This is a genomic window from Pseudomonas sp. 14P_5.3_Bac1 (assembly GCF_025466135.1).
Taxonomy (GTDB): Bacteria; Pseudomonadota; Gammaproteobacteria; order Pseudomonadales; family Pseudomonadaceae; genus Aquipseudomonas.
This window is the reverse complement of the sequence record NZ_JANLOF010000078.1, coordinates 96684-121087: the sequence shown is the minus strand read 5'-3', so window position 1 is coordinate 121087 and position 24404 is coordinate 96684. Positions and strand designations below refer to the sequence as shown.

Sequence of the window (24404 nt, the reverse complement as noted above, 5' to 3'; positions counted from 1 at the left end):
CCAAGACCACCCAGCTTTAGTGGACTGTCAGGTGCAACGCCAATCCCCACACCGCCTCCTCATCGGCAGTGCAGGTGACTTGGCAAGCTGGAGGTGGCTTCAGTGGCGCAGCAGTTTGCGCAGGGGCACGCCGTCCTTGAGCACGGGCGACTTGATGACGATATAGCTGAAATACTTGGAGATACCAATGTTCTTGTCCAGCAGGCTCTCCACCACTTCCTGGTAATGCTGGATGCTGCGGGTCATGAAGCGCACCAGGTAGTCGTAACCACCACTGATCAGGTGGCATTCGAGCACTTCGTCTACCAGGCGGATATTGGATTCGAACTTGGCGAAGTCTTCGCGCTTATGGTCGCTGAGGGTGATCTCGGTGAACACCGTGACCGAATCGGTAATCTTGGCCAGGTTCAAGTGCGCCTTGTAGCTGGAAATATACCCCGCCGACTCCAACCGCTTGACCCGTTGCAAACACGGGCTGGCAGACAAGCCCACGGCGTCGGCGAGACTGACATTGGTCATCCGGCCGTCCTTTTGCAGTTCAACCAGAATACTGATATCGATCCGGTCCAGTTTCACTTGCCCTTCCATTGCGTACCTCTTGACTGCCGTTTGTAAGACAATCTTCTAGCAAAATCAGCGCCGTAAAGACAGCTGATGCTGAGCCACCAGATCCGCCATGCTGCTGATGCAGTAATCCGCCGCGCACCGCGAAGGCTGCCGGGGCAGCTGGCGGCCAATCAAACAGCGGTCCAGCCCCCCGTGCGCCGCGACCGACGGTCGTGTCACATGCAGCACGGGATGCACATCCTCCGCTTGCTCGCTGAGCCATTGCAGGTCATCGGCCAGGGAAATGAAATCTTCCGGTGCAATACCCAGCCGCTCACACAACACACCACGATCCTCTGCGTCACGGTCGCCACGCACCAGTAGCCGATAGAACTTGCGCAAATACAGCATAGCCCCCGGTGCATCCTCGAACAGCGCCCAACTGCCGGCGCTGCGGGCAAAGCTCATGCCCTCCTCCCAACTGGCGTGGAGCCCCCAGCGTTCGGCGAGTTGGCGGTGGGCAAAACACAGCAGGCCACTGAAGCCCAACTCGGCGAAGCGCGGGTAGAGATTCGCGACCACCGTGTTGTACTCGGCCAGCACCTGCTCCCTGGGCGGCCGCCCGCTACGGCTGTCGAGCAGCGGTTGCAAGGCGGCCAACACACCCGAGTCGCGGTCCACCAGCACTTCATCGCAATCGATCAGCAGCGCTCGATAATCTGTCAGTCCCATGTGGGGTCAAGTCTCCAATGATGCAGTCCACCCTGAACAAGCACAGGCTCAGTTCAAGACCCGTGCCAAGGCGCCGTCGAGTATCTGCAAGGCTTCGTCGACCTGGGCCTCGGTGGCCACCAACGGCGCGAGAAAGCGCAGCACGTTGCGATGCACGCCGCATTTGATCACCAGCAACCCGCCAGCGCGGGCTTCATCAATCAGCCGTTGGTTGAGGTCGGCATCCGGCGTGCGCGCCGGGTCATCCTGGATCAGCTCGATCGCCAACATGAAGCCGGTGCCGCGCACATCACCGATACGCGGGTAGCGCGCCTGTAAACCAAGCAGGCCTCGGCGCAGGCGTTCGCCCAGCCGTTGGCCGCGTTCGAGCAGTTGCTCCTGCTCGAACGCGCTGATCACCGCCAGTGCCGCCGCGCACGCCAACGCATTACCGCCGTAGGTTCCGCCCAGGCCGCCAGGCAGCGGTGCATCCATGATGTGCGCCTTGCCGACTACACCGGACAACGGCAAGCCACCGGCCAGGCTCTTGGCCACGGTGACCAGGTCAGGCTGGATGCCCGCATGCTGGTAGCCGAACCAGGTCCCGGTACGGCCGAAACCGGTCTGAATCTCATCCAGGATCAACACGATGCCGTGCTTGTCCGCCAACGCTCGCAGTGCCTGGAGAAACTCCACAGGCGCGGCAAGGAAGCCGCCGTCACCCTGCACCGGTTCGATGATGATTGCCGCGATCCTCTCTGGCGCCACCTGGGTCGCCAGCAGTTCATCCAGGGCTTTGAGTGCCAGCTCGCTGGTCACCCCGCGATAAGCATTCGGATACGGCGTGTGGAACACCTCCGGTGCAAACGGCCCGAAGTTCTGTTTGTAGGGTTGGCTCATACCGGTGAGCGTGGTGCCAAGCAGCGTACGACCATGGAAGCCGCCCCGAAAGGCGATCACCGCCGAGCGATTGGTGTGGGCGCGGGCGATCTTCACCGCATTTTCCACGGCCTCGGCGCCGGAGGTGAAAAACGCGGCCTTATAGGCTTCCTGCCCGCCGACCATTTCGCACAGCCGCTGTGCCAGGTCGAGGTATGGCTGGTAGGCCACCACCTGGAAGCAGGCGTGGGAGACCTTCTGCAACTGGGCCTGCACCGCAGCCACCACCTTGGGATGGTTATGCCCGATGTTCAGCACGCCGATCCCGCCGACGAAGTCCAGGTAACGCTTGCCATCCACGTCCCACAATTCGGCGCCCTGGGCACGGTCGATCACCAGCGGGTGAGCGGTCACCAGGCCACGGGGAACGAATTGATCGCGCTGACGGAGCAAATGAGGGGTTTCGTCGACCTTGCTATTCATGGCAGTTCCCATCGTGAATGCAGCAACCCGGAAAGTGGTTGCGATGTGGTTCAGAGTAAGGCTTGCAGGCAACCAACTACGCCGAACTTGGCCCGTGAGAAATTCGGATCGACTGTTTTGCCCCCACCTTTCAACAGATCCTGCGCCGGGCTTGGGGGATGATGAGGGCTACCCAAAACCTGCAGGAAATGCCCATGGCCTTGCTCTACAAAGCTGACCCGGTGCGCGGCCAACATTGGCAGGCACTGTTCGCCGCACACGCGCCGCAGATTGAATGGCGCGCCTGGCCCGACATCGGTAATGCCGAAGACGTGGACTACCTGGCCGCCTGGCAGGCGCCCGACAACCTCATGCAATTACTGCCCAACCTGAAAGTGCTGTTTGCTTTGTCGGCCGGGGTCGACCAACTGGACCTCTCCCGCCTCCCGCCCGGCCTGCCCGTGGTGCGCCTGCTCGACCCGGGCATCACCCGCGGCATGTGCGAATACGCCAGTTGGGCGGTGCTCAGCCTGCACCGCGATATGTTGCGCTACCGCCAGCAGCAAGCAGCGCGCTGCTGGCAGGCACACCTGTTGCAACCGGCCGTGAATCGCAGGGTCGGCGTGATGGGCTTGGGCACCCAGGCCCAGCAGATTCTGGCAACGTTGGCGCCGTTGGGGTTTGCGCTGTCGGGCTGGGCGCGCAGTGCTCATCAGTTGCAAGGTGTGGACTGCTACGCCGGTGAACACCAATTGCCGTCGTTTCTCAGCCAGTGCGATATTCTGTTGTGTGTGCTGCCGTTGACCGAGCAGACCCAAGGCATTCTCGACCGGCAGCTGTTTGCACAGTTACCGCGTGGGGCGGCGCTGATCAACATGGGCCGTGGCGGGCACCTGGTGGAGGAAGACTTGCTGGAGGCATTGGGCAGTGGGCAACTGAGCGGTGCAGTGCTGGATGTGCTGCAGGAGGAACCTGCGCCAGCGGATCATCGATTCTGGGATCACCCGCAGATTGTGCTGACGCCCCATATCGCAGCGATGACCCAGCCGGCGAGTGCGTTTGGGGTGTTGCTGGAGAATATCCGGCGTTATGAACGTGGGGAACAGATGGTGGGTGAGGTGGATCGGCGCAAGGGCTATTGACGCGTGGAGATCCAAATGCGGGAGCACCTGTCTTGATGTGGGAGCCGTCGAGCTTTAGCGAGGCCGCGATAGCGGTGGGTCACGCAACATCGATGTCGATTGTGCCGACGTCATCGCAGCTTCGCTGGGGCTCGGCAGCTGCTACGGTGTTAGTGCCAGGCCGCGCTCCTCCAGCAGCCGCACAAAACTGTTCAAACTCTGCGACACCGTGCCCCGGCGCCAGATCAACCGAATGCGGGGTGTCAGCCAAAGATATTTCAACTGCCCCCTGCACTCGCAAGCAAGCCCGCTCCCACATTTTCGAGCTTGCTCGCTTTAGATCTGAAGCCTTTGGGCAATCGCCAGCCCGACATCCTGAGTAGAGCCCTTCCCGCCCAGATCTGGCGTTACCACGCCCTCGGCAATGACCGCCTCAATCGCCCGCAAGATCCCGTCATGGGCCGCCCAATACCGCGCCTCCCCATTGCCAAGGAAATCCAGCATCAACGCCCCCGACCAGATCATCGCTATGGGATTTGCAATGTTCTGCCCATAAATATCCGGCGCCGAACCGTGCACCGGCTCGAACAATGACGGAAAGCGCCGCTCGGGGTCGAGGTTGGCCGACGGCGCAATACCGATCGTCCCGGCGCACGCCGGCCCGAGGTCGGAGAGGATGTCACCGAACAGGTTCGATGCCACCACCACATCAAACCGGTCCGGTTGCAGCACAAACCGCGCGCACAGGATGTCGATGTGCTGCTTGTCCCAGCTCACTTCGGGGTAGTTGGCGGCCATCAATGCGGTGCGCTCATCCCAGTAGGGCATGCTGATGGAAATGCCGTTGGACTTGGTCGCCGCCGTGAGCTTCTTGCGCGGGCGGGACTGGGCAAGGTCGAAGGCAAACTTGAGGATGCGGTCGACGCCGCGCTGCGTGAATACCGACTCCTGCAGCACGAATTCATGCTCGGTGCCCTCGAACATCTTGCCGCCCACTGACGAATATTCGCCCTCGGTGTTTTCGCGGATCACCACAAAATCGATGTCCCCCGGCTCGCGCCCGGCCAAGGGGCACGGCACCCCAGGGAACAGCCGCACCGGGCGGATGTTCACGTACTGGTCGAAGTCGCGGCGGAACTTGAGCAACGAGCCCCACAGGGAAATATGGTCGGGCACCTTGTCCGGCCAGCCTACGGCGCCGAAATAAATCGCGTCAAAGCCCTTGAGCTGCTCAAACCAGTCCTCAGGCATCATCTGCCCGTGCTCCAGGTAGTAATCGCAGTGGGCCCAGTCGAGCACCTCGATGCTCAGGTTCAAGTTCCAGAGACTGGCCGCCCGTTCCAGTACCCGCAGCCCTTCGGGCAGCACTTCCTTGCCAATGCCATCGCCGGCAATCGCGGCGATTCTGAATGCCTTGCTCATGGTGCATGCCTCGTGGGAATTCAATTGAGCCCGCCGATGTGGAAGGCTTTGACTTCAAGGTACTCATCCAGGCCATATTTGCTGCCTTCACGGCCCAGGCCCGATTGTTTGATACCGCCAAACGGCGCCACTTCCATGGAGATGATCCCGGTGTTGAGCCCGACCATGCCGAACTCCAACGCCTCGCCAAAACGCCACGAGCGCTGCAGGTCCTGGGTGAAATAGTAGGCGCCCAGGCCATACGGCGTGGCATTGGCCAGGGCCAGCGCCTCGGCTTCATCCGTAAAGCGCATCAGCGGGGCCACCGGGCCGAAGGTTTCTTCATTGGCCAGCAACATGCCGGCGTGGGTGTCACTCAGCACCGTGGGCTGCACAAACTGGCTGTCACCCGTGGGGATCGCGCCACACAACAGCTTCGCGCCCTGGCTCAGGGCATCGTCGATATGCCGTGCGACCTTGTTCACCGCCGCCGGGTTGATCAGCGGGCCGATGGTCACGCCCTCCTCCAGACCGTTACCGACCTTGAGCTTGCTCACCTCCTCCACCAGGCGCTCGGCGAAACGCGCGTAGATACCGGCCTGTACTAGGATGCGGTTGGCGCACACGCAGGTTTGCCCGGCATTGCGGAACTTGCTGAGCATCACCCCGGCCACGGCCTTCTCCAGGTCGGCGTCGTCAAATACGACAAACGGCGCATTGCCGCCCAGCTCCAGGCTCAGGCGCTTGATGTGCTCGGCGCTCTGGCGCATCAGCAAGCGGCCAACGGCGGTGGAACCGGTAAAGGAGATTTTGCGCACCGCCGGGTTGCCGGTCAGCGCCTCGCCGATGCCGGCAGGCAACCCGGTGATCACGTTGAACACCCCGGCCGGAATGCCGACTCGCTCAGCCAGCACCGCCAGGGCCAATGCCGACAACGGGGTAAGGTCCGACGGCTTGACGATGATCGGGCAACCAGCGGCTAACGCCGGTGCGCATTTGCGGGTGATCATCGCGTTGGGGAAGTTCCACGGCGTAATGGCAGCGCATACGCCCACCGGCTGCTTGAGGGTCAGCAGGCGTCGGTCGCCGCTGGGCGCCGGCATGGTTTCGCCATAGACCCGGCGCGCTTCCTCGGCGAACCATTTGACGAAACCGGCACCGTAGCGAATCTCGCCCTTGGCTTCAGCGAGCGGCTTGCCCTGTTCCCAGGTCATGATCAGCGCCAGGTCATCGAGGTTGTCGAGCATGGCCTGGAACCTACGTACCAGCAGTGCCGCACGCTCTGCTGCCGGGCGTGCGCGCCAGGCGGGCCAGGCCCTTTCGGCGGCGGCGATGGCGCGGTGGGTATCCACGGCGTCCATGGCCGGCACCCGCGCCAGCAGGTGGCCGGTGGCAGGGTCGCGGATGTCCAGGGTGGCGCCGCTGTCGGCAGCGATCCACTGGCCATCCACATAGGCGAGTTCAGCCAGGAGGCTGGGGTCTTGCAAGCGATTATTGAGCATGGTCGAGTCCTGATCCGAGACACGCTCCAGTCTAGGGAGGTGCCGCGAATCAGGATGCCGAAAGCGCAGCTTAAGCAGCGTCCCGTGCTGAAATTGGCCCCAGGACGGCAGGCTCTGCTAGGCCGTAAGCGAACCCAGCAAACCTTGCAAAAAGCGCTCGCCGGCGTCCATTTGGCTGATCTCGATAAACTCGTCGGGCTTGTGCGCCTGCTCGATCGAACCCGGCCCGCACACCACCACCGGCACATCCAGGCGCTGCTTGAACAGGCCGCCCTCGGTACCGAACGAGACCTTGGAAGTGCCGGTGCCTGGCGCGGCGAATTGCTTGAGAAAACGCACGGCTTCTACACTGGGGTGGGTGTCGAGGCCGGGATACACGTTGACGGTTTCGATCTCGATGGCCGCCACGCTGGACAACTTCTGTGCCTCGCGCACGATCACTTCAGCGCGCTCGCGCATCTGCTCCAGGAATTGCTCCAGATCGTCGGCCGGCAGGTTACGCACTTCGAAATCCAGGGTGCACAGGTTAGGCACGATATTCAGCGCCTTGCCGCCGACAATCTGCCCTACGTGCACGGTGCTATAGGGCACGTCGTAGTCGCTGTCCTGTGCGCCGTGGCGTTGCAGTTGCTGCTGGCTATCGCGCAGGGCAGCGATAAAGTCGCACGCCACATGAATCGCATTGACCGAGCGTGGCGCCAGGGACGAATGGGCTTCCTGGCCCCGGCAATACGTACGGTAAGAGCCCTTGCCCTTGTGGCCCAGCACAAACTGCATGTTGGTGGGTTCTCCGATCACGCACAGAAACGGCCGCACCGGCGCCAGGTGCAGCACGTCGAGCAGGCGCCGTACGCCGACGCAACCGATCTCTTCGTCATGGGAAAGGGCCAGTTGCAGCGGGCGGTTCAGGCGGTGGTCGGCGGCATCCAGCATCGCGTCGATGGCCAGGGCGATAAAGCCCTTCATGTCGCAACTGCCGCGCCCATAGATGCGCCCGTTCTGCACGGTGGCGGCGAAGGCGGGAAAGGTCCAGGCCTGCCCCGCTGCCGGTACCACGTCGGTGTGCCCGGACAGCAACACTCCTGGCTGCTCCTTGGGCCCGGTGCTGGCGAACAGGTTGGCCTTCTTGCCGCTCTGGTCTTTGACGATCAGCGACTCGATGCCTTTGGTCAGCAGCAGGTCGCGCACGTAGTCGATCAGGGCCAGGTTGGATTCCGACGACACGGTGTCGAAAGCCATCAGCTGTTTGAGAATCTCGAGAACCCGGGGTTTCATGAGGCTTGGCTCCGTTGCTCGACAGGTGGGGCGAACCGGGTGATGGAGAACGGTTCGATCGGGGTACTGGTGCTCCCGGTGCCAAGCAGTTCGGCCATCACATCGCCGACGCCCGGGCCGAGCTGGAAGCCGTGGCCGCAAAAACCGAAGGCATAAAACAGGCCGTCGACGGTGCCGCTGGCGCCCATCACCGGCAGCGAGTCCGGCAGGTAGCCTTCGATGCCGCTCCACACGCGGATGATATTCAGGTTACCCACGCCCGGCAGCAGGCGGCGCATCTGGCTGACCTGGTTGAGGATGCTGCGCGGTTCCACATAGGCACGGCGGTTGAGCATGTCGGGCTTGCTACGGTAACCGCCGCCGATGACGATATTGCCCCGGGGAATCTGACGGAAGTAGATCACTTCTTCCGGGATCTTGGTGTAGACGCCGATCACTGTCGGCAATGCGTAGGGCACCGGCTCGGTCACCGCCATTTGCGGGCCGTGGGTGTCCAGCGGTACCGGTTCACCGAACTGCGCCGAGAGTTTCTGACCCCAGGCGCCGGCGGTGACCAACAGTTGCGCGGCGTGGAACTGGCGACCGTCGGTGGTGGAGACATGAAAGTCAGCGCCGACCTTCTGCACCTCAGCGACTTCAGTACGTTCTTCAATTTGCGCCCCCAGGCGTCGTGCAGCCCGGGCAAAGGCTGGTGCGGCCAGGCGCGGGTTGGCGTGGCCATCGTGGGGCGCATAGGAGCCGCCCTTGACGTCCGGGCCGAGGAAGCCGAAGCGTTGATGCAGCTCGGCGCCACGATAAATTTTCAGGTCCAGCTGTTCAGCTTCCGGCGCGGCCGCGTAGGCTTCCAGCTCGGCGATTTCATCTTCGCGATAACACACGCGCATGTGGCCACTGGGAATGAACTCCAGGTCATCATCGATCAGTTCCGGCAGGCGCTTCCACAGCGCCCAGGAGCGGTTGGCCAGGGCCAGTTGACCAAGGAAGCGCCCTTGCCGGCGCACGTTGCCGAAGTTGACGCCACTGGCGTACTGGCCGATCTGGTCGCGCTCCAGCAGGATCACCGACAGCCCGCGACGCCGCAGAAAAAACGCGGTGGCCGAGCCCATCACGCCGCCACCGACAATCACTACATCGGCTTTTTGTACACTCATGAAGGCACCTCCTCGGTGATCAGCATCGACAAGGGTTTGACCGGCGCCTGGCCGCGCTGGCGCCCCACCTCCTGGACCTGCACGCCGGCAGCGGCGGCGATCACTTCAGCCCCGGCCTGGGAGCAATAACGCCCCTGGCAACGGCCCATGCCCACGCGGCTGAACGCCTTGGCGCGATTGACCTCGCAGGCGCCCTTCTCCTTCACCGTGCGGCGCAACTCGCCGGCACTGATCATCTCGCAGCGGCACACGATGGCGCTGTCTGGCAGGGCCCTGGCCTGTTCACTGGGCCAAGGGAACGCCTGGGCCAGGCCGAGGCGGAACTGGTCCATCACTGCCAAGGCCTGTTGTTGTTCATCACGCAAGCCGGTGTCCACCGGTTGTTGCTGGTCTTCCAGCAGTGCCAACGCCACCAGGCGCCCGGCGTGCTCGGCGGCATCCGCGCCGCGAATCTTCGAACCGTCACCGGCTGCATACACGCCCTTCACCGAGGTGCGTCCGGCGTCATCGGTGGCCAGCCACCATTGGCTGGAGGCTTGATCAAACGCCATGGCGCACCCGGCCAGATCGCCCAATTGCGTCTCGGGGCGCAGGTGATAACCCAGCGCAACGGCGTCCGCCTGCACCGTGACCACCCGCCCACTGCCCGTGGTGAACCGCACGCCCATTACACCCTTGGCGGCGTCGCCCATGACTTGCAGCGGCTTGATCCCCAGGTGCACCGCCACCTTGGCACGGTACAGTTGCGCCAGCAGCTTGATCCCGGTGAACAGCACGCCAGGCCGCGCCAACAGTTTGGGCATGGCTTTCAGGCGCAGGCTCAGTGGCGAGGTATCAAGCACGGCCGCCACCTCGGCGCCGGCCTTCACGTATTGGCTGGCAACCAGGTACAGCAACGGCCCGCTGCCCATGAACACCACGCGATGACCGATGGACACGGCCTGGTTTTTCAAGGCGATCTGCGCCCCGCCCAAGCTATAGGTACCCGCCAGCTGCCAACCCTCGACAGGCATCAAGCGGTCGGTGGCGCCGGTGCACAGGATCAGCGCGTCATACTCCACGGTGGTATGGCGGCCCTGGCTCACGCAGCACAGTTGCCCCGGCGTGAGGTTCCACACCAGGGTGTCGGGGCGGTAGTCAATGGCGCCGCGCAGGCGATCGAAACTCTGGTGCAGGTCCTGGGCCTTGGCAGCCTCGCTGCCGTACAAGGTGGTGTAGTCGCGGGTGAACCCGTCGGGCTGGCGGCGGTAGATCTGGCCACCGTCACGGCGATTTTCATCAATCAGGATCGGCTTGATACCCGCCGCCAACAGGGTTTCGGCGCAGCGCACCCCGGCAGGTCCGGCGCCCACAATAACTACCCGTGCAGTGGCCATGTCGCCTCCGGTTGTGTGGTAACGATGTCCAGCCCGTCACGGACTTCATTGGAGCAGGCACGCAGGCGTTCACCGCTGCGGGTCCATACCCAGCAGTCCTGGCACGCGCCCATCAGGCAGAAACCGGCGCGGCGCCCGCTGTCGAATTCCGACTGGCGCAGCGCATTGCCCTGGGTCAGCAGCGCCACCATCAAGGTGTCGCCCTGCAAGGCCTCGATGGCTGCACCATCCACGGTCAGGCTGACCGTCGGCCGGCCCTGTTCGGCCAACCTCACAAAACGCCCCTTCATGCATAGGCTCCCAAGCTGGTGGTGGTGACGCCCCGCTGGGTATTCAGCAACTGGGCGCTGTCGTGGTGGCAAAGGATTTCACCGCCGTTGTCGAGGGCTCGGCGACTCGGCGCAGTGCGGTTGCACAGGCCGTCGACGCGTACCGGGCAGCGATTGAGGAAGGTGCACAGCTCCGGCACATTGGCCCGCTCGCCAATCGCTGGCAGCGTTTCGCACGTGGTGCCGCAGGTTTCCAGCCAGCCCTGGCGCAACTCGGGCACCGAGTGAATCAGCAGGTCGGTGTAGGGGTGGAACGGTGGCTCGGCAAACGACTGGCGGTTGCCGGCCTGCACCTTGTGGCCGCTGTACATCACCACAATGTCATCGCACAACGCACGCACGGTGGAGATGTCATGGCTGATAAACAGGTACGACACCCCCAGTTGCTGGCGCAGGTCCCGCAGCAGTTCGAGGATCGCCGCGCCCACCACCGTGTCGAGGGCCGAGGTCACTTCATCACACAGGATCAGGTCGGGCTTGGCCGCCAGCGCGCGGGCCAGATTGACCCGCTGCTTTTGCCCGCCGGACAGCTCGTTGGGACGACGTTCAGCCAGGGTGCGCGGCAGGCGCACCAGGTCCAGCAACTCACCGACGCGCGCCTTCAAGGCAGCGCCCTTGAGACCGAAATACATCTTCAGCGGGCGGCTGAGGATGGTCGCCACGCTGTGCATCGGGTTAAGCGCGGTGTCGGCGTTCTGGAACACCATCTGGATCCGCCGGAACTGCTCCGGCGTGCGCTCAGACAGGTGGCCGCCCAGCGGCTGGCCATCGAACGTCAGCCCCCCCAGGGCCGGGGTCAACAGCCCCGCGACCACACGCGCCAAGGTGGACTTGCCGGAGCCCGACTCACCGATCACACCGATGGCCTGGCCACGACGCACGGTCAGGTCGATATCTTCCAGCACCCGAATCGCCGGCATGCCTTGCATGTTCTTGTTGCCGTAGCCGGCGGTGAGGCCGCTGATAGTCAGCAGCGGCACGTCTTCGGCAATCCCGCTGGGCGGGCGGATGGTCGTGTCGGGCCGCGCGGCGGCCAGCAAACTGCGGGTGTATTCGTGGGCAGGGGTCTTGAGCAGCGGCGCGGTGGCGCTCTGTTCGAGGATTTGCCCAGCGTTGAGCACCACGATCTGGTCGGCCATTTGCGCAACCACCGCCAGGTCGTGGGACACATACACCGCCGTGGCGCCACGCTCGCGCACCACGCGTTTGAACGCGCGCAACACATCGATCTGGGTGGTCACGTCCAGGGCCGTGGTCGGCTCGTCGAGTACGACCAGCACCGGGTCGCTGATCAGCGCCATCGCCGCCATCACCCGCTGCAGTTGCCCGCCGGAGACTTGATGCGGGTAACGCCGGCCAATGCGTTCGGGATTGGGCAGGGCCAGGTCGCGAAACAAGCCGATGGCCTTGGCTTCCAGCTCGACCCGGGTGCCCAGGCCATGAATCAACGCGCCTTCCACCACTTGGTCGATGAGTTTCTTGGCCGGGTTGAAAGCCGCTGCGGCGCTTTGGGCGATATAGGACACGCGATTGCCGCGCAGGCCCTGCAGCTGTTTTTCGCTCAAGGCGAGCATGTCGTGTTCACCGACCTGCACCACCCCGCCGGACAGGCGACAGCCGCGCCGTGCATAGCCGAGCAACGCCAGGGCGATGGTGGTCTTGCCCGAGCCGGACTCGCCAATCAGCGCCAGCACTTCACCTTTTTCAAGGGAAAAGCTCACGCCTTTGACGATTTCCACCTCGCCGCGCGCGTCTCCAGCAACGACACGCAGGTCTTCGACGCGAATCAATTGGGTCATTTCAATGGCCTCCCGTGCGTCGACTGCGTCGTGATGACAAGTAATCAATCAGCAGATTCACACCGATGGTCAGCGTGCCAATGGCCAACGCCGGAATGATGATGGCCAGCGCACCCTGATTGAGGCCGCCGATGTTTTCGCGCACCAGCGAGCCGAGGTCGGCGTCTGGCGGTTGTACGCCGAGGCCGAGAAAACTCATGCCGCTGAGCAACAGCACGATGTAGCCGAACCGCAGGCCCAGGTCGGTCAATACCGGGTTGAGTATATTCGGCAGGATTTCCATGCACGCCACGTACAAACGGCCTTCGCCGCGAGTGCGCGCAACCTGCACGTACTCCAGGGCCTCGATATTGACCGCCATGCTGCGGGCGACGCGGAACGAGCCTGGGATATAACTGATAACCGCCGTGCAGATCAGCAGCGTCACTGACGAGCCAAACGCCGAGACCATGATCAGCGCAAGCATTTTGCTTGGGATCGAGATAAAGGCATCCATGATGCGGCTGATGATCTCGTCCAGCCACTTGGGCGAGACCACTGACAGCAGCGCACACCCGGTGCCGAAGGTGCTGGCCAACAGCGCCGCCACCAGCGCCAGCCCGACGGTGAATCGCGCGCCTACCAATACCCGGCTGAGCATGTCACGCCCCAGGTAGTCGGTGCCGAACGGATGAGTGAGGCTGAAGCCTTCGAAGATGTTATCGGACACCACTTCACCCACCGGGTGGGGTGCCAGCCAGGGGCCGAACAGCGCCACCAGCAACCAGACGACGCACACAACGGCGCCCACCAGCCCCAACCAGGACGGGCCGCTGGAAACCTTGGCAAGGGCCAGCGCGGAAGACACAGGCTTGGATTTCGCAATGACCGGGTTCATTGGTTTCTCAGCCTCGGATTGGACAGGATTGCGCACAGGTCGGCGATCAGCACCAACCCCAGGTAGGCCGCGCAGAACAACATGGTGCACGCTTGTACCAGCGCCATGTCACGGTTGGTCACGGCATCGACCATCAAGCTGGCAATGCCGGGATAATTGAAGATGGTTTCGACGATCACCACCCCGCCCAGCAGGTACGACAGGCTGAGGGCGATGGCATTTGCGATCGGCCCGATCGCATTGGGCAGGGCATGGCGCAGCACAATGCGAATGGGGCTGACGCCTTTGAGTCGGGCCATTTCCACGTAGGCGCTGTCGAGCTGGTCGATCACCGCGGCGCGGGTCATGCGGGCCATTTGCGCGACGATCACGCAGCACAGCGTCATCACCGGCAAGGCATAGGTACGCATGAATTGCAGCGGTGAGGTGATGTCGCTGGCGTAAGACAGTGCCGACAACCAGCCGAGGTTGACCGCGAAAATCAGCACCGCCAGGGTTGCCACCAGAAACTCCGGCACCGCGACCATCGCCAGCGTAATAAAGCTCAGGCAGCTGTCGATGCGCCCGCCACGGCCCATCGCCGAGCCGATACCCAGTACCAGTGCCACCGGCACCGAGACCAGCGCCGTGGCGCCCGCCAGCATCAGGGTGTTGGGCACCCGGCCCGCCATCAGTTCACCCACCGGCATGGCGTTGGACACTGACACGCCCAGGTCGCCGGTGAGCAGGCTCATCAACCAGTGCAAATAACGCAATACACCGGGCTGGTCCAGCCCCAGCTTCAGGCGCAGTGCCGCCACCTGCTCAGGGGTCGCGAACTGGCCGAGGGATTGCTGCGCCGCGTCCCCTGGCAGCACCGCCGTGATCGCAAACACGACCATGGACACAATCAACAAGGTCACGGCCCCGGCGCCGAAACGCCGGGCGATCAACCACAGTGTATTGCCATTCATCGCACTGCCCTCCTCACGCGTCCAACCACACCTGCTCGGCAAACATGTAGCCCATGAAACCGCCCAGCGGGTTGGTGCCGTACCCCTTGACGCGCTGGTCCACGCCGTCAATGTTGCTGATGAACACCGGCACGCCGATACCGCAGTGGTCGTGCACCAGGGCCTGCATGTCGCCATACATTTTGGCGCGCTTGGCGTCATCGTTTTCGCCACGGGCCAGCATCAACAGCTGGTCGAACTGATCGTTCTGCCAGCCGGATTCGTTCCACGGCGCCTTGGACTGGAAGAACTGCGAGAACATCACGTCGGCATTCGGCCGAGGGTTGATGTTGCCGAAGCTCAACGGGTGCTTCATCCAGTGGTTGGACCAGTAGCCGTCGCTCGGCAGGCGGTTCACGTCCAGCTTGAGCCCGGCCTGTTTCGCCGATTGCTGCAACAGCACGGCGATGTCCACCGAACCGGTGGCGGCAGGCGATGCCATGACCGGCATGGTGATGCTTTCCATGCCGGCTTTCTTCAGCAAGAACCTGGCTTTTTCCGGGTCGTAGACTGTCTGCGGCAGATCGGCGTTGAAGTAACGCGAACCCGGCGCGATCGGGTGGTCGTTGCCCACCACGGCAAACCCACGGAACACCGCAGACTTGACCTGCTCACGGTCGAGCAGCAGCTTCATGGCCTGGGTGAATTCCGGGCTTTTGCCGGGTAACTGGTCCTGGCGAATGATCAAGTCAGTGTAGTTGCCCGACGGCGCATCCACGACTCGGTGCTTGGTACTCGCGGCGATGCGCGTGGTGGAACGCGGGTTAACCTCGTTGATCATGTGCACGTCGCCCGACAGCAACGCGTTGACCCGCGATGGCTCGTCGGCGATGGCAATGAACTCGATCTCGTCGAGGTACGGCAAGCCCGGTTTCCAGTAGTTCTTGTTGCGCACGGCAATCGAGCGCACACCCGGCTTGAACTCACCGACAGTGAACGGGCCGGTGCCGATGCCTTTGTTGAAGTCGGTGGTGCCCTCGGGAACGATCAACAAGTGCGACACGGCGAGGATCGAAGGCAACTCGGCGTTGGGCGCGCTAAGGCGAATTTGCACCTCGTTCGGCCCGCTGGCCTTGATCTCGGCGAACTGCTCCATCAGCGGCATGACTTTGGAGCCGGTAAGCGGGTCTTTGTGGCGGTTCAGGGAGAACACCACGTCGGCGGCGGTCAGGGCCTTGCCATTGTGAAAGGTCACGTCTTTGCGCAGGGTGATGGTCCACACCGTGGCGTCGGTATTGTCGATGCGCTCAGCCAGTTCCAGTTGCGGCACCAGGTGCTTATCGAAACGGGTCAGGCCGTTGTAGAACATGTACTGGCGTGCATAGTCGGTGGACAGCGCGCCCTTGGCCGGGTCGAGGGTGTCGGCGGTGGAGCTGGACATGCCGGCCACGCGGATCTTGCCGCCCGGCTTGCCTTTGCCCTCGGTGGCCGCTTCATCGGCGAACAATTTGCCGGCGGCGCCGAACAGGCTGCCCGCACCAGCGGCGGCGACGCCCGCAACGCCGAGCATTTGCAGGGCATTGCGGCGCGACATGCCACGGTTGAGACTTTCGAACACCCGCAGGCTTTCCTGGCCGGAGATGAGCTCGGGTGTGTTTTTGTTGTCAGTCATAGCAAGGCTACCTGTCGATAATCGGAAGAATCGAGTGCTCACGGATGTCCGGAGCGTCCTGGAAACGCAAACGACGGTCACGCAACAACGGCAACTCAGTGCAAATAGTCCTGGAAACGGTAATAGGCGCCCACGAACGGCAGGAACCAGGGTTTGCCGAAATGCCCGGGAATCGCCGGCCATTCCAGTTCACCCCACGGGTTGGCCGCCGCGTTGCCCGCCATGACGTCAGCCATGACCTGGCCCATGTGCACGGACATCTGCACGCCATGGCCGCTATAGCCCATGGAATGGAACACGCCGCCGTGCTGGCCGGCGCGGGGCAGGCGGTCGGACGTCATGTCCACCAGGCCGCCCCAGCAGTAGTCGATCTTCACGTGCGCCAACTGCGGGAACATGTTCAGCATCGCCGCCTGCAGCACCTTGCCGCTCTTGGCGTCGGAGACGCTGTCAGACATGGCAAACCGGGCACGCCCGCCAAACAGCAGGCGGTTGTCCGGGGTCAGGCGAAAATAGTTGCCGATCATGCGGCTGGTCACGTAGGCGCGGCGCAGCGGCAGCAACTGATCGATCAACGCTTGGGACAAGACTTCGGTGACGATGACAAAACTGCCCACCGGCACAATGCGCCGACGGTACCAACCGAGGTCGCCATGCTGGCAGGCGCCGGTGGCCAGCAGCACTTGCCCGGCGTGCAGCGAGCCTTTGGCGGTGTTGACCTGATAGCCACCGGCCTGGGCCTTCCAATCCTTGACGGTAGTGTGCTCGTAGATCATCGCGCCGCGCCGCGCGGCCGCCTCGGCCAGGCCAACCCCGAAGCGACCGACATGCATCTGCACGCCGTTGCGCTGCAGCAAGCCGCCGTGGAACTGGGTCGAGTTGACTTCTGCACGGGTCTGTTCGGCACTGAGCAACGCGACATCGGCATCCACCTCCTGGCGGATCAGCTCACAGGTGCGGGCCAGGCCTTCGTAATGCAGGGGCTTGGCCGCCAGCTTGAGCTTGCCGTTGCGCACCAGGTCGCAGGCAATCCCTTCCTGCTCGACCAACGAAACGACGGTCTGCACCGCGCTTTCATAGGCCTGGTAATAGGCGCGCGCCTTGGCGGCACCGAGGCTGGCGTGCAGCCCGGCATAATCCTGGGCCACGCCGGTGTTGCATTGGCCACCGTTGCGCCCAGAGGCCTCGCCGATCACACGGCCGGCGTCGAGCACCACCACACTCGCCCCTTTGCTCGCCAACGCACGCGCCGCCGCCAGGCCAGTGAAGCCACCACCTACCACAGCCACATCGACCTGCCCGGGCAAGCTGCCCAGTTGGGCACCGGTGAACGCCGGTGCGGTGTCGAGCCAATAGGATTCACTGCCCATGCTTTACCCCTTGGTGTGCTGTTACAGACCGACCAACGCTGGCAGCCCACCGATATCGGTGATCTGCTGGTAACCGTAAAACGCATTGCCTGGCACTTCGTGGCCACGGGCAACGAACGCTTTGTTTTTGATCTTCATGTCATGGGCCGGCATCAGGTCATAACGGAAGCTGGAAGACACATGCAAGATGTCGTCCGGACCGCAACCCAGGTTATCGAGCATGAATTCGAAGGCGGCCAGGCGCGGCTTGTAGGCCTGGGCCTGTTCGGCAGTGAATACTTTGTGGAATGGCGCGCCGAGCTTGTCGACGTTGGACATGATCTGGCTGTCGCTGGCATTGGAGAAGATAACCAGGGGAATCTTGTCGGCAATCTTCGACAGGCCGGCCGGCACGTCCGCGTGGGGGCCCCAGGTCGGCACGGCGTCGTAATACAGCTGGCCTTCCTCGCGATACTCGATACCCCAGCGCTTGCAGGTACGGGCCAGGGCGGTCTTGAGAATTTCGTCGTAGGGGCGCCAGTCGCCCATGACCTGGTCGAGGCGGTAGGCCGAGAAGTCCTTGACGAATTGGTCCATCTGCTCAGGGGTGACACGATCGGCGAAGAGCTCGCGGGTCATGGTGCCCATATGAAAGTTGGTCAGCGTACCGTAGCAGTCGAACGTAATGAATTTGGGACGAAGAAAGCTCATGGAGTGCGGTCCTGAAGTTCGTTGAGTGTGACAAGCGTTCACTGCCCTGGCGGCGGCTCCGCCTCGTTGCAGCACAGGTTCATTACACCACTGTGAAATCAGCATATGCCGTCTAAAAAGACCTTCGCTCAATACAAACCACCGTTTTGGTGGCCGGGCTCAGCAGACTTTGCGGTGCGCGCCAGGCTTGGGCAGGGCCTGTGTTTGTGCGCTTTTTGGGGGCTTTGAGGGGCAGAAAGGCTTAAGGACGGGGGTGGGGGCGGCAGAAAGTGTGGCTGGCCGGGATTGCTTGCGTGGCCGTGACCGCGCTATGGAGATGTACCCGGAAAACACCCTTGGCATTTGCTGCTGCCCCCCTACCCCAATTAAGTAGTAACTGTGGCCGCGCAACACACAGCCCAAGGAATCTGCCGAATATTCCCGACCCACTTGCCAGCCTCTAAAACAGGTGGGATACAAGCATCCTCGTGCTGAACAATACGCTCTATGGAGGCTCGCCATGTCCGCCCTGCCACACCCTGCTTATGTATACCGCCCCATGACCGCGGCCGACCTGCCGGCCGCCCATACCTTGTCGGTGCAACTCAAATGGCCGCACCGCCTGGAAGACTGGGCCATGTTGCAACGTGTCAGCGACGGTTTCGTGGTGATGGATGGCGAGCGCCTGATCGGCAGCGCCTTCACCTGCCCCCAGGGCGACTACGCCACCATCGGTTTGGTGATCGTGAGCAATGACTACCAAGGCCAGGGCATCGGCCGTCGTTTGATGGAAAAAGCCCTCGCCGCCTGCGATGCGCGCACGCCGGTCCTCAACGCCACCCTCGCCGGCGCCCCGCTGTATACCAGCCAGGGGTTCGTCGAATTTGGGCGAGTGCAACAGCATCAGGGCCAGGCGTTGGTGCCCGCCCTGCCGGGACTGGCCGATGGCGAAACCTGCCGCGCCCTGCACGCCGACGACCACCCCAGCCTGCTCGCGCTGGCCAAAGCCGCCAGTGGCCTGGACCGCCGCGAAGTACTGCGCGACCTGCAGGTGGAGCACGCGGTGGGCATCGAGCGCGATGGCCAGCTACGCGGCTTCGCCCTGCTGCGGCCGTTTGGTCGTGGGCGCTGCATCGGCCCGGTGGTTGCCGAAAACATCGATCAGGCCAAGCACTTGATCGCGGTACTGCTGGCCCAGGTGCCGGATGCCTTTGTCCGCATCGACATTCCCGTCGCCTGCGGCCTCAGCGACTGGCTCGAATACGCCGGGCTGAAGAACATCGACACCGTCGCGCAGATGGCTCTGGGCACGCCGCCCCGGGCCAGCCACGGCGTACACCCCTTTGCCCTGATCACTCAGGCGATCGGCTGACTTTCCTCCCGGAGCATTCCCCATGTCATCTCCCCGTATCCTGCTGTTGGCTCGCGCCGACGGCAGCCGCGTTGCCACGTCTTTCAATACCGGCGCCTTGAGCGCGCTGGACCCCTTCGGCGACACCCGCCAACTCGCCTGGCTGGGCGATGATGGCGTGTCCGCAGGGCTGGTGACATTCAGCGGCGAAGCCGTGATCGAAGGCTTCCCCCACAGCGAAACACTGGTGGTACACGCAGGCCATGTGCTGCTCGGCAGCGCAGACCAGACACTGGAGCTGGGGGTCGGCAGCAGCGCCGTGATCGGTCGTGGCACACGCCTTACAGTGCAGGCGAGCGCAGGCAGCCAATGGGCGTTCTGCGCCGTCGACCAAGCCGATGCTCCGGCGCGTCCGGGCCTGACCTTGCTTGCCCCGCATACCCTGCTCAATCCCTCCGCCGCGCCCGAACCACAGATCCTGATCGGCCCTACCCCGCAGTGCCGCGCGTTCAACCTGTTCGATGATGAGGTCACTGAGCTGCGCATCGGCATCTGGGACTCGACGCCCTACGCCCGCCACGGCCGCCCGCACAAACTGCATGAATTGATGCACCTGCTCGAAGGCAGCGTCACGCTGCAAGACGACGAGGGAGTTGCGGTGACGGTCAACCGTGGCGACACGGTATTCGTGGCCAAAGGTGCGCCGTGTGCCTGGAACAGCACGGTGTATGTACGCAAGGTCTACGCCGTGAAGTAAGGCGCAAATCAGGCTTTCAGCGCCTCCTCCATAAACGCCACCAATGCGTGGACGCGCGGGCTGCGAAGCTTTCGCGACGGCACCAGGAGGATGATCGGCGCACTGTCAAAACTCCAGTCCGCCAGCACGCGCACCAGGCTGCCGCTGGCAACGGCGTCGCTGACATCCCACTGCGAACGCAACACCAACCCCAAGCCTTGCTCGGCCCATCGCCGGGCAACGCTTCCATCATTGCTCAGCAACGCCGGCTCCACGCGCAGCGTCTTGCGGCCCTGCCCCTTGCGCAGGTGCCAGAGCGTAACGTCCTCATCATTTTCACGAATGCAAATGCAGCGATGGGACGCCAGTTCGTCCGGTGATGACGGTACACCGTGGGCTTGCAGGTAGGCTGGGCTCGCGCATAGCCAACGCTCGTTTGGCGTGAGCGACCGCGCCGTCCACAGGCTGTCATTGAGATGGCCGATGTGAATCACCGCATCGCTGTCATGACGATCAGGCCAGGGGGTCTCGCGCAGATCCAGGTGCAGGCACAGCTGGGGGTGCATCCTGGCAAAACGCGCCAACAGCGGTGCGATTCGCTGCCGACCATAGCCAAATGGCGCCGCCAACCTCAAGGTGCCCACCAGCGTTTCGTCCTTTTGCCTGAAGGACTCCGGCAGCGCTTCGAGCTGCTCCAGCAGCAGCGCACTTTCTCGCGAGAACCGCTCGCCATCTGCCGTAAGGCTGAGGCGTCGGGCGTCGCGATTGGCCAGGGTCAGCCCCAGCAAGGTCTCCAGTTTACGCAGGCGCATGGAGAGCGCCGGCGGAGTGACGTTCAGGGCTCGGGCCGCAGCGCTCAGTGATTCAGAGCGCGCAAGGGTGACGGCCAGACGCAGGTCTTCGATAGAAATCATTCAATTTTACTTAATGATTGATTAGTCATGATTGAACCACAACTTAAGGACAGCTGAGTAGAGTGCCGCCTGTACCCAGTCACTCGAGTTCCGCCATGTCCATGCAGATTGCCTCCCTAGACACACCTGTCGCACTCATCGACCTTACGCGAATGCAGCACAACATCCAGCGTATGCAAGAGCGCATGGGCACCCTTGGCGTACGTTTGCGCCCGCACATCAAAACCAGCAAGTGCTTGCCGGTGATCCAGGCACAGATTGACGCAGGCGCCAGCGGCGTCACGGTTTCCACCCTCAAAGAGGCCGAGCGTTGTTTCGCCGCAGGCATCAGCGATGTGTTCTACGCCGTTGCCATAGCGCCGGGCAAACTGCCTCAGGCCCTGGCCCTGCGGCGCAGAGGCTGCAACTTGAGTCTGCTCACCGACAGCGTCTCAGGCGCTCGCGCCATCGTCGCGTTCGCACAGCAACATGACGAACGCTTCGACGTATGGATCGAGATCGATTGCGACGGCCATCGCTCAGGCCTGGCCGCGCAAGACCCTGTGCTGATTGAGGTGGCGCACCTCCTCAACGACGGCGGTATGCGCCTGCGGGGGGTGATGACCCACGCGGGCTCCAGTTACGAGCTGGACACCCTCGAAGCCCTGCAGGCGCTGGCCGAACAGGAACGTGCCCTCTGCGTCAGCGCCGCCTGCACCCTCCGCGAAGCCGGGCTGGCGTGCGCCGAGGTCAGTATCGGCTCAACCCCCACGGCCCTCTCGGCCCTGAACCTGGACGGTGTCACCGAAGTGAGGGCGGGCGTGTATGTGTTCTTTGACCTGGTGATGCGTAACATTGGCGTGTGTCAGGCCGACGAGTTGGCACTCAGCGTACTGACCACGGTGATCGGCCATCAGCCGGACAAAGGCTGGATCATTACTGACGCCGGCTGGATGGCCATGAGCCGTGACCGTGGCACACAGCGCCAGCGCCAGGACTTCGGTTATGGCCAAGTGTGTACCGAAGCCGGCGACTGGATCGACGGTGCGCTGGTCACGGGCGCCAACCAGGAACATGGCATCGTCACCCTGGGCACCGCCGCCATTGACGACCTTGTTACGCGCTTCCCCATCGGCAGCCGGCTGCGCATCCTCCCCAACCATGCCTGCGCCACCGGCGCGCAGTTCCCGGACTATCACGCCGTGGACGCCAAAGGCGGCGTACACGTCTGGAGCCGCCTCCATGGCTGGTAATCAATCAGGTTCGAAAAGCCAGGTGCTGATTATCGGTGGCGGCATCATGGGCGCCTCGTCGGCGTTTTTCCTGCGGCGGCGCGGCTGCTCGGTCACGCTGCTGGAACGCGACCAGATCGGTCAGTACGCCAGCGGTGTGAACTTCGGCAACGTGCGCCGCCAGGGCCGCTACCTGGGGCAACTGGAGCTGGCCAATCGTTCTTGGGCGCTGTGGAAGCGCCTGCCCGAGCTGATCGATGACGACCTGGAGTTCATCCCCAGTGGCCACATGCGCGTGTGCTATCGCGAAGATGAAATCGCTGAACTTGAGGCCTACGCCGCCGCGCCGGAAGCCGCGCAACTGGACTTGAAAATCTATCGCGGCGCCGAGCTGCACCGGCGCTTTGGTTTCCTCGGCCCGGAGGTGAAAGGCGGCTCCTATGCGCCTCACGATGGTCACGCCAACCCGCGCCTCGCAGCGCCGGCGTTTGCCCGTGCAGCCCGGCGTCTCGGGGCACGAATCGAGGAAAAGACCGAAGTCGCCGACGTGGAAAAGGTCAATGGTTTATTCCAGGTCACCACCACCGACGGGCAGTTGTTCGTCGCCGAGCAGCTGTTGATTACAGCCGGTGCCTGGGCTGCCCGCTTGTCCGAGCGCTTTGGTGAGCCGGTACCGCTGGAGCCCAACGGCCCGCAGATGTCGGTCACGGAACCGGTGCCCTACGCCTTGCCGACCGTGATCGGTGTGTTCACCAAAATCAAGGAAGAGGTGATCTACTTCCGCCAGATCCCGCGCGGCAACATCATCATCGGCGGCGGCAACCGCTGTACGCCGGACATGATCAACCGACGGGCGTTTTTCAAACCCGAAAGCCTGCTCAACCAGATGCGCCAAATGCGGCGACTGTTACCGGGGGTCGAGAAGCTGAACATCATTCGTGTGTGGAGCGGTATCGAGAGCTACACCCCGGACTCCCTACCGGTGATGGGCCCGAGCGGCAGCGTGGACGGGTTGTTTTATGCCTTCGGCTTCTGTGGGCACGGCTTCCAGCTCGGCCCGGGCGTGGGGGATGTAATGGCCGAGCTGATCAGCACCGGCAGCACCAGCACCTTGATCAGCCCCTTCGATATCCGGCGGTTTACCCAACCTTCTACGGTGCCTGCAAACGCCCCCACTACAGGAAAACTGATATGAGCCACTCCTACGTTTATCGCACAGTCACCGCCGCCGACATGCCCGCCGCCCACGCACTGTCCGTGCACCTGAAATGGCCTCACCGCGAGGAAGACTGGGCGATGGTGCAGCGCACGTCCGAAGGCTTTGTCGCCGAACATGAGGGTAAGCTGGTGGGCGTGGCGTTCGCCTGCCATCAGGGGGCTTATTCCTCCATCGGTCTGGTGATTGTGAGTGATCAACACCAAGGCAAAGGCATCGGGCGCCAGCTGATGAACCTGTGCCTGGACGCTACGGGCCCGCGTACGCCGATCCTCAACGCAACCGAATCAGGGGCGCCGCTGTACACCAGCCTGGGCTTCGTCGACTTTGCGCACATTCAGCAACATCAGGGCGTACCGCACGCTCCGGCACCAATGCCGTTGACCCGGCATGCGCACTGTCGCGTATTGAGCCTGGCTGATTACCCCACGGTGATCGAACTGGCCAATGCCGGCAGCGGCCTGGACCGCACCCAGGTACTCAACGACCTGCTGTCTACGGCCGAGCACGTGGTCGGCATTGAGGTCGAAGGGCAACTCAATGGTTGCGCCCTGCTCCGCCGATTTGGTCGGGGCCATATCGTGGGTCCTGTCGTTGCACACAATCAGGAACAGGCCCAACAGTTGATCACTCACCTGCTGCGGTTGATCCCGGGTCAGTTCGTGCGCTTCGACATTCCCACCGCCTGCGGGTTGGCCGACTGGCTGGAGAGCCTGGGGCTGCCATGCGTCGACAAAGCGCCGCGAATGGTACGGGGTGTGCCCCCGCAATCAAGCGGCGGCATCAACCAGTTTGCGCTGGTGACGCAAGCAATCGGCTAGGTCGCAAAGCCAGCCTGCCAGATTCAGCAGATTATCCCTTGCAGCGTTGAATAACGGCATCTTCGGGCTGAAACCTTTTGCTA

22 protein-coding genes and 1 pseudogene are annotated in these 24404 nt (G+C 63.1%); 6 read left to right on the top strand and 17 right to left on the bottom strand.

Going from position 1 to position 24404, the window contains the following annotated elements; all coding sequences use genetic code 11:
• Window positions 1-99: 99 nt before the first annotated feature.
• Genes NTD89_RS21430 through gabT form a run of 3 tightly spaced genes read right to left on the bottom strand, consistent with a single transcriptional unit; the run spans window position 100 to window position 2619 of the window.
• Entirely contained in the window at window positions 100-588 is a 489-nt protein-coding gene (locus tag NTD89_RS21430) for an Lrp/AsnC family transcriptional regulator (protein WP_010449292.1), read from the bottom strand.
• A gap of 45 nt (window positions 589-633) precedes the next feature.
• Window positions 634-1278 (bottom strand): HAD family hydrolase, encoded by a 645-nt coding sequence (locus tag NTD89_RS21425; RefSeq protein ID WP_262209569.1) that lies wholly within the window; start codon window positions 1276-1278, stop codon window positions 634-636.
• Window positions 1279-1326: 48 nt separating this feature from the next.
• The gene (gabT, locus tag NTD89_RS21420; RefSeq protein ID WP_262209567.1) at window positions 1327-2619 is read right to left on the bottom strand and encodes a 4-aminobutyrate--2-oxoglutarate transaminase; all 1293 of its coding nucleotides are present in this window, start codon (window positions 2617-2619) and stop codon (window positions 1327-1329) included.
• A gap of 194 nt (window positions 2620-2813) precedes the next feature.
• Between gabT and NTD89_RS21415 the strand changes: the two genes are divergently transcribed.
• A complete protein-coding gene (locus NTD89_RS21415) occupies window positions 2814-3740 on the top strand; it encodes a 2-hydroxyacid dehydrogenase (RefSeq protein WP_262209565.1) in 927 nt (308 codons plus the stop codon).
• Between the two features lie 141 nt (window positions 3741-3881).
• Here the strand turns inward: NTD89_RS21415 and NTD89_RS29570 are convergent.
• The 13 genes and pseudogenes from NTD89_RS29570 to NTD89_RS21355 all read right to left on the bottom strand — a co-directional run.
• Window positions 3882-4034: pseudogene (locus NTD89_RS29570) on the bottom strand (LysR family transcriptional regulator); the annotation flags it as partial.
• 21 nt (window positions 4035-4055) lie between these two features.
• Entirely contained in the window at window positions 4056-5141 is a 1086-nt protein-coding gene (locus NTD89_RS21410; RefSeq protein WP_262209563.1) for a tartrate dehydrogenase, read from the bottom strand.
• Between the two features lie 20 nt (window positions 5142-5161).
• Window positions 5162-6622, bottom strand: a complete 1461-nt coding sequence (locus NTD89_RS21405) for an NAD-dependent succinate-semialdehyde dehydrogenase (protein WP_262209561.1) — start codon at window positions 6620-6622, stop codon at window positions 5162-5164.
• Window positions 6623-6739: 117 nt separating this feature from the next.
• Window positions 6740-7897, bottom strand: coding sequence for an acetylornithine deacetylase (argE, locus tag NTD89_RS21400; RefSeq protein ID WP_262209559.1), 1158 nt, complete (start codon window positions 7895-7897; stop codon window positions 6740-6742).
• Entirely contained in the window at window positions 7894-9048 is a 1155-nt protein-coding gene (locus NTD89_RS21395) for an NAD(P)/FAD-dependent oxidoreductase (protein ID WP_262209557.1), read from the bottom strand. The genes argE and NTD89_RS21395 overlap by 4 nt, the downstream gene beginning before the upstream one ends.
• Window positions 9045-10424: an NAD(P)/FAD-dependent oxidoreductase gene (locus NTD89_RS21390; protein ID WP_017478863.1), complete on the bottom strand. Its 1380-nt coding sequence runs from the start codon at window positions 10422-10424 to the stop codon at window positions 9045-9047. The genes NTD89_RS21395 and NTD89_RS21390 overlap by 4 nt, the downstream gene beginning before the upstream one ends.
• Entirely contained in the window at window positions 10406-10714 is a 309-nt protein-coding gene (locus NTD89_RS21385) for a (2Fe-2S)-binding protein (RefSeq protein WP_076014590.1), read from the bottom strand. The genes NTD89_RS21390 and NTD89_RS21385 overlap by 19 nt, the downstream gene beginning before the upstream one ends.
• Window positions 10711-12552, bottom strand: a complete 1842-nt coding sequence (locus NTD89_RS21380; protein ID WP_262209554.1) for an ABC transporter ATP-binding protein — start codon at window positions 12550-12552, stop codon at window positions 10711-10713. The genes NTD89_RS21385 and NTD89_RS21380 overlap by 4 nt, the downstream gene beginning before the upstream one ends.
• Before the next feature lies 1 nt (window position 12553).
• Window positions 12554-13429 carry an ABC transporter permease gene (locus NTD89_RS21375; RefSeq protein ID WP_145160744.1) on the bottom strand — a complete coding sequence of 292 codons (876 nt, stop codon included), beginning with the start codon at window positions 13427-13429 and terminating at the stop codon, window positions 12554-12556.
• Window positions 13426-14382, bottom strand: coding sequence for an ABC transporter permease (locus tag NTD89_RS21370; protein WP_242196658.1), 957 nt, complete (start codon window positions 14380-14382; stop codon window positions 13426-13428). Before NTD89_RS21370 ends, NTD89_RS21375 begins: the two co-directional genes overlap by 4 nt.
• Window positions 14383-14395: 13 nt before the next feature.
• Window positions 14396-16033, bottom strand: coding sequence for an ABC transporter substrate-binding protein (locus tag NTD89_RS21365; protein ID WP_262209551.1), 1638 nt, complete (start codon window positions 16031-16033; stop codon window positions 14396-14398).
• Window positions 16034-16128: 95 nt separating this feature from the next.
• Window positions 16129-17403 (bottom strand): NAD(P)/FAD-dependent oxidoreductase, encoded by a 1275-nt coding sequence (locus NTD89_RS21360; protein ID WP_262209550.1) that lies wholly within the window; start codon window positions 17401-17403, stop codon window positions 16129-16131.
• 21 nt (window positions 17404-17424) lie between these two features.
• Window positions 17425-18093, bottom strand: a complete 669-nt coding sequence (locus NTD89_RS21355; protein WP_242196667.1) for a haloacid dehalogenase type II — start codon at window positions 18091-18093, stop codon at window positions 17425-17427.
• Between the two features lie 499 nt (window positions 18094-18592).
• Here NTD89_RS21355 and NTD89_RS21350 point away from each other — a divergent pair, with 499 nt between their 5' ends.
• Window positions 18593-19444: a GNAT family N-acetyltransferase gene (locus NTD89_RS21350; RefSeq protein ID WP_262209548.1), complete on the top strand. Its 852-nt coding sequence runs from the start codon at window positions 18593-18595 to the stop codon at window positions 19442-19444.
• A gap of 22 nt (window positions 19445-19466) precedes the next feature.
• Window positions 19467-20180: a cupin domain-containing protein gene (locus tag NTD89_RS21345; RefSeq protein WP_242196673.1), complete on the top strand. Its 714-nt coding sequence runs from the start codon at window positions 19467-19469 to the stop codon at window positions 20178-20180.
• A gap of 8 nt (window positions 20181-20188) precedes the next feature.
• Here the strand turns inward: NTD89_RS21345 and NTD89_RS21340 are convergent, their stop codons facing one another.
• Window positions 20189-21073, bottom strand: a complete 885-nt coding sequence (locus NTD89_RS21340; RefSeq protein ID WP_262209547.1) for a LysR family transcriptional regulator — start codon at window positions 21071-21073, stop codon at window positions 20189-20191.
• A gap of 95 nt (window positions 21074-21168) precedes the next feature.
• On the opposite strand from NTD89_RS21340, the gene NTD89_RS21335 reads away from it, so the two are divergent.
• The 3 genes from NTD89_RS21335 to NTD89_RS21325 are packed head-to-tail and all read left to right on the top strand — an operon-like array spanning window position 21169 to window position 24321.
• Window positions 21169-22305 (top strand): DSD1 family PLP-dependent enzyme, encoded by a 1137-nt coding sequence (locus NTD89_RS21335; RefSeq protein WP_262209545.1) that lies wholly within the window; start codon window positions 21169-21171, stop codon window positions 22303-22305.
• The gene (locus tag NTD89_RS21330) at window positions 22295-23479 is read left to right on the top strand and encodes an NAD(P)/FAD-dependent oxidoreductase (protein ID WP_262209543.1); all 1185 of its coding nucleotides are present in this window, start codon (window positions 22295-22297) and stop codon (window positions 23477-23479) included. The genes NTD89_RS21335 and NTD89_RS21330 overlap by 11 nt, the downstream gene beginning before the upstream one ends.
• Window positions 23476-24321: a GNAT family N-acetyltransferase gene (locus tag NTD89_RS21325; RefSeq protein ID WP_145160727.1), complete on the top strand. Its 846-nt coding sequence runs from the start codon at window positions 23476-23478 to the stop codon at window positions 24319-24321. The genes NTD89_RS21330 and NTD89_RS21325 overlap by 4 nt, the downstream gene beginning before the upstream one ends.
• The last annotated feature ends 83 nt before the right edge of the window (window positions 24322-24404 follow it).

What these genes read in the sequence shown, in the direction of transcription:
- NTD89_RS21370 (WP_242196658.1), bottom strand. Translation starts at nt 14,382, where the DNA reads ATGAATGGCAATACACTGTGGTTGATCGCCCGGCGTTTCGGCGCCGGG.
- NTD89_RS21385 (WP_076014590.1), bottom strand. Translation starts at nt 10,714, where the DNA reads ATGAAGGGGCGTTTTGTGAGGTTGGCCGAACAGGGCCGGCCGACGGTC.
- NTD89_RS21330 (WP_262209543.1), top strand. Translation starts at nt 22,295, where the DNA reads ATGGCTGGTAATCAATCAGGTTCGAAAAGCCAGGTGCTGATTATCGGT.
- NTD89_RS21430 (WP_010449292.1), bottom strand. Translation starts at nt 588, where the DNA reads ATGGAAGGGCAAGTGAAACTGGACCGGATCGATATCAGTATTCTGGTT.
- NTD89_RS21390 (WP_017478863.1), bottom strand. Translation starts at nt 10,424, where the DNA reads ATGGCCACTGCACGGGTAGTTATTGTGGGCGCCGGACCTGCCGGGGTG.
- gabT (WP_262209567.1), bottom strand. Translation starts at nt 2,619, where the DNA reads ATGAATAGCAAGGTCGACGAAACCCCTCATTTGCTCCGTCAGCGCGAT.
- NTD89_RS21355 (WP_242196667.1), bottom strand. Translation starts at nt 18,093, where the DNA reads ATGAGCTTTCTTCGTCCCAAATTCATTACGTTCGACTGCTACGGTACG.
- NTD89_RS21365 (WP_262209551.1), bottom strand. Translation starts at nt 16,033, where the DNA reads ATGACTGACAACAAAAACACACCCGAGCTCATCTCCGGCCAGGAAAGC.
- NTD89_RS21340 (WP_262209547.1), bottom strand. Translation starts at nt 21,073, where the DNA reads ATGATTTCTATCGAAGACCTGCGTCTGGCCGTCACCCTTGCGCGCTCT.
- NTD89_RS21395 (WP_262209557.1), bottom strand. Translation starts at nt 9,048, where the DNA reads ATGAGTGTACAAAAAGCCGATGTAGTGATTGTCGGTGGCGGCGTGATG.
- NTD89_RS21415 (WP_262209565.1), top strand. Translation starts at nt 2,814, where the DNA reads ATGGCCTTGCTCTACAAAGCTGACCCGGTGCGCGGCCAACATTGGCAG.
- NTD89_RS21360 (WP_262209550.1), bottom strand. Translation starts at nt 17,403, where the DNA reads ATGGGCAGTGAATCCTATTGGCTCGACACCGCACCGGCGTTCACCGGT.
- NTD89_RS21350 (WP_262209548.1), top strand. Translation starts at nt 18,593, where the DNA reads ATGTCCGCCCTGCCACACCCTGCTTATGTATACCGCCCCATGACCGCG.
- NTD89_RS21345 (WP_242196673.1), top strand. Translation starts at nt 19,467, where the DNA reads ATGTCATCTCCCCGTATCCTGCTGTTGGCTCGCGCCGACGGCAGCCGC.
- NTD89_RS21410 (WP_262209563.1), bottom strand. Translation starts at nt 5,141, where the DNA reads ATGAGCAAGGCATTCAGAATCGCCGCGATTGCCGGCGATGGCATTGGC.
- NTD89_RS21325 (WP_145160727.1), top strand. Translation starts at nt 23,476, where the DNA reads ATGAGCCACTCCTACGTTTATCGCACAGTCACCGCCGCCGACATGCCC.
- argE (WP_262209559.1), bottom strand. Translation starts at nt 7,897, where the DNA reads ATGAAACCCCGGGTTCTCGAGATTCTCAAACAGCTGATGGCTTTCGAC.
- NTD89_RS21425 (WP_262209569.1), bottom strand. Translation starts at nt 1,278, where the DNA reads ATGGGACTGACAGATTATCGAGCGCTGCTGATCGATTGCGATGAAGTG.
- NTD89_RS21380 (WP_262209554.1), bottom strand. Translation starts at nt 12,552, where the DNA reads ATGACCCAATTGATTCGCGTCGAAGACCTGCGTGTCGTTGCTGGAGAC.
- NTD89_RS21375 (WP_145160744.1), bottom strand. Translation starts at nt 13,429, where the DNA reads ATGAACCCGGTCATTGCGAAATCCAAGCCTGTGTCTTCCGCGCTGGCC.
- NTD89_RS21405 (WP_262209561.1), bottom strand. Translation starts at nt 6,622, where the DNA reads ATGCTCAATAATCGCTTGCAAGACCCCAGCCTCCTGGCTGAACTCGCC.
- NTD89_RS21335 (WP_262209545.1), top strand. Translation starts at nt 21,169, where the DNA reads ATGTCCATGCAGATTGCCTCCCTAGACACACCTGTCGCACTCATCGAC.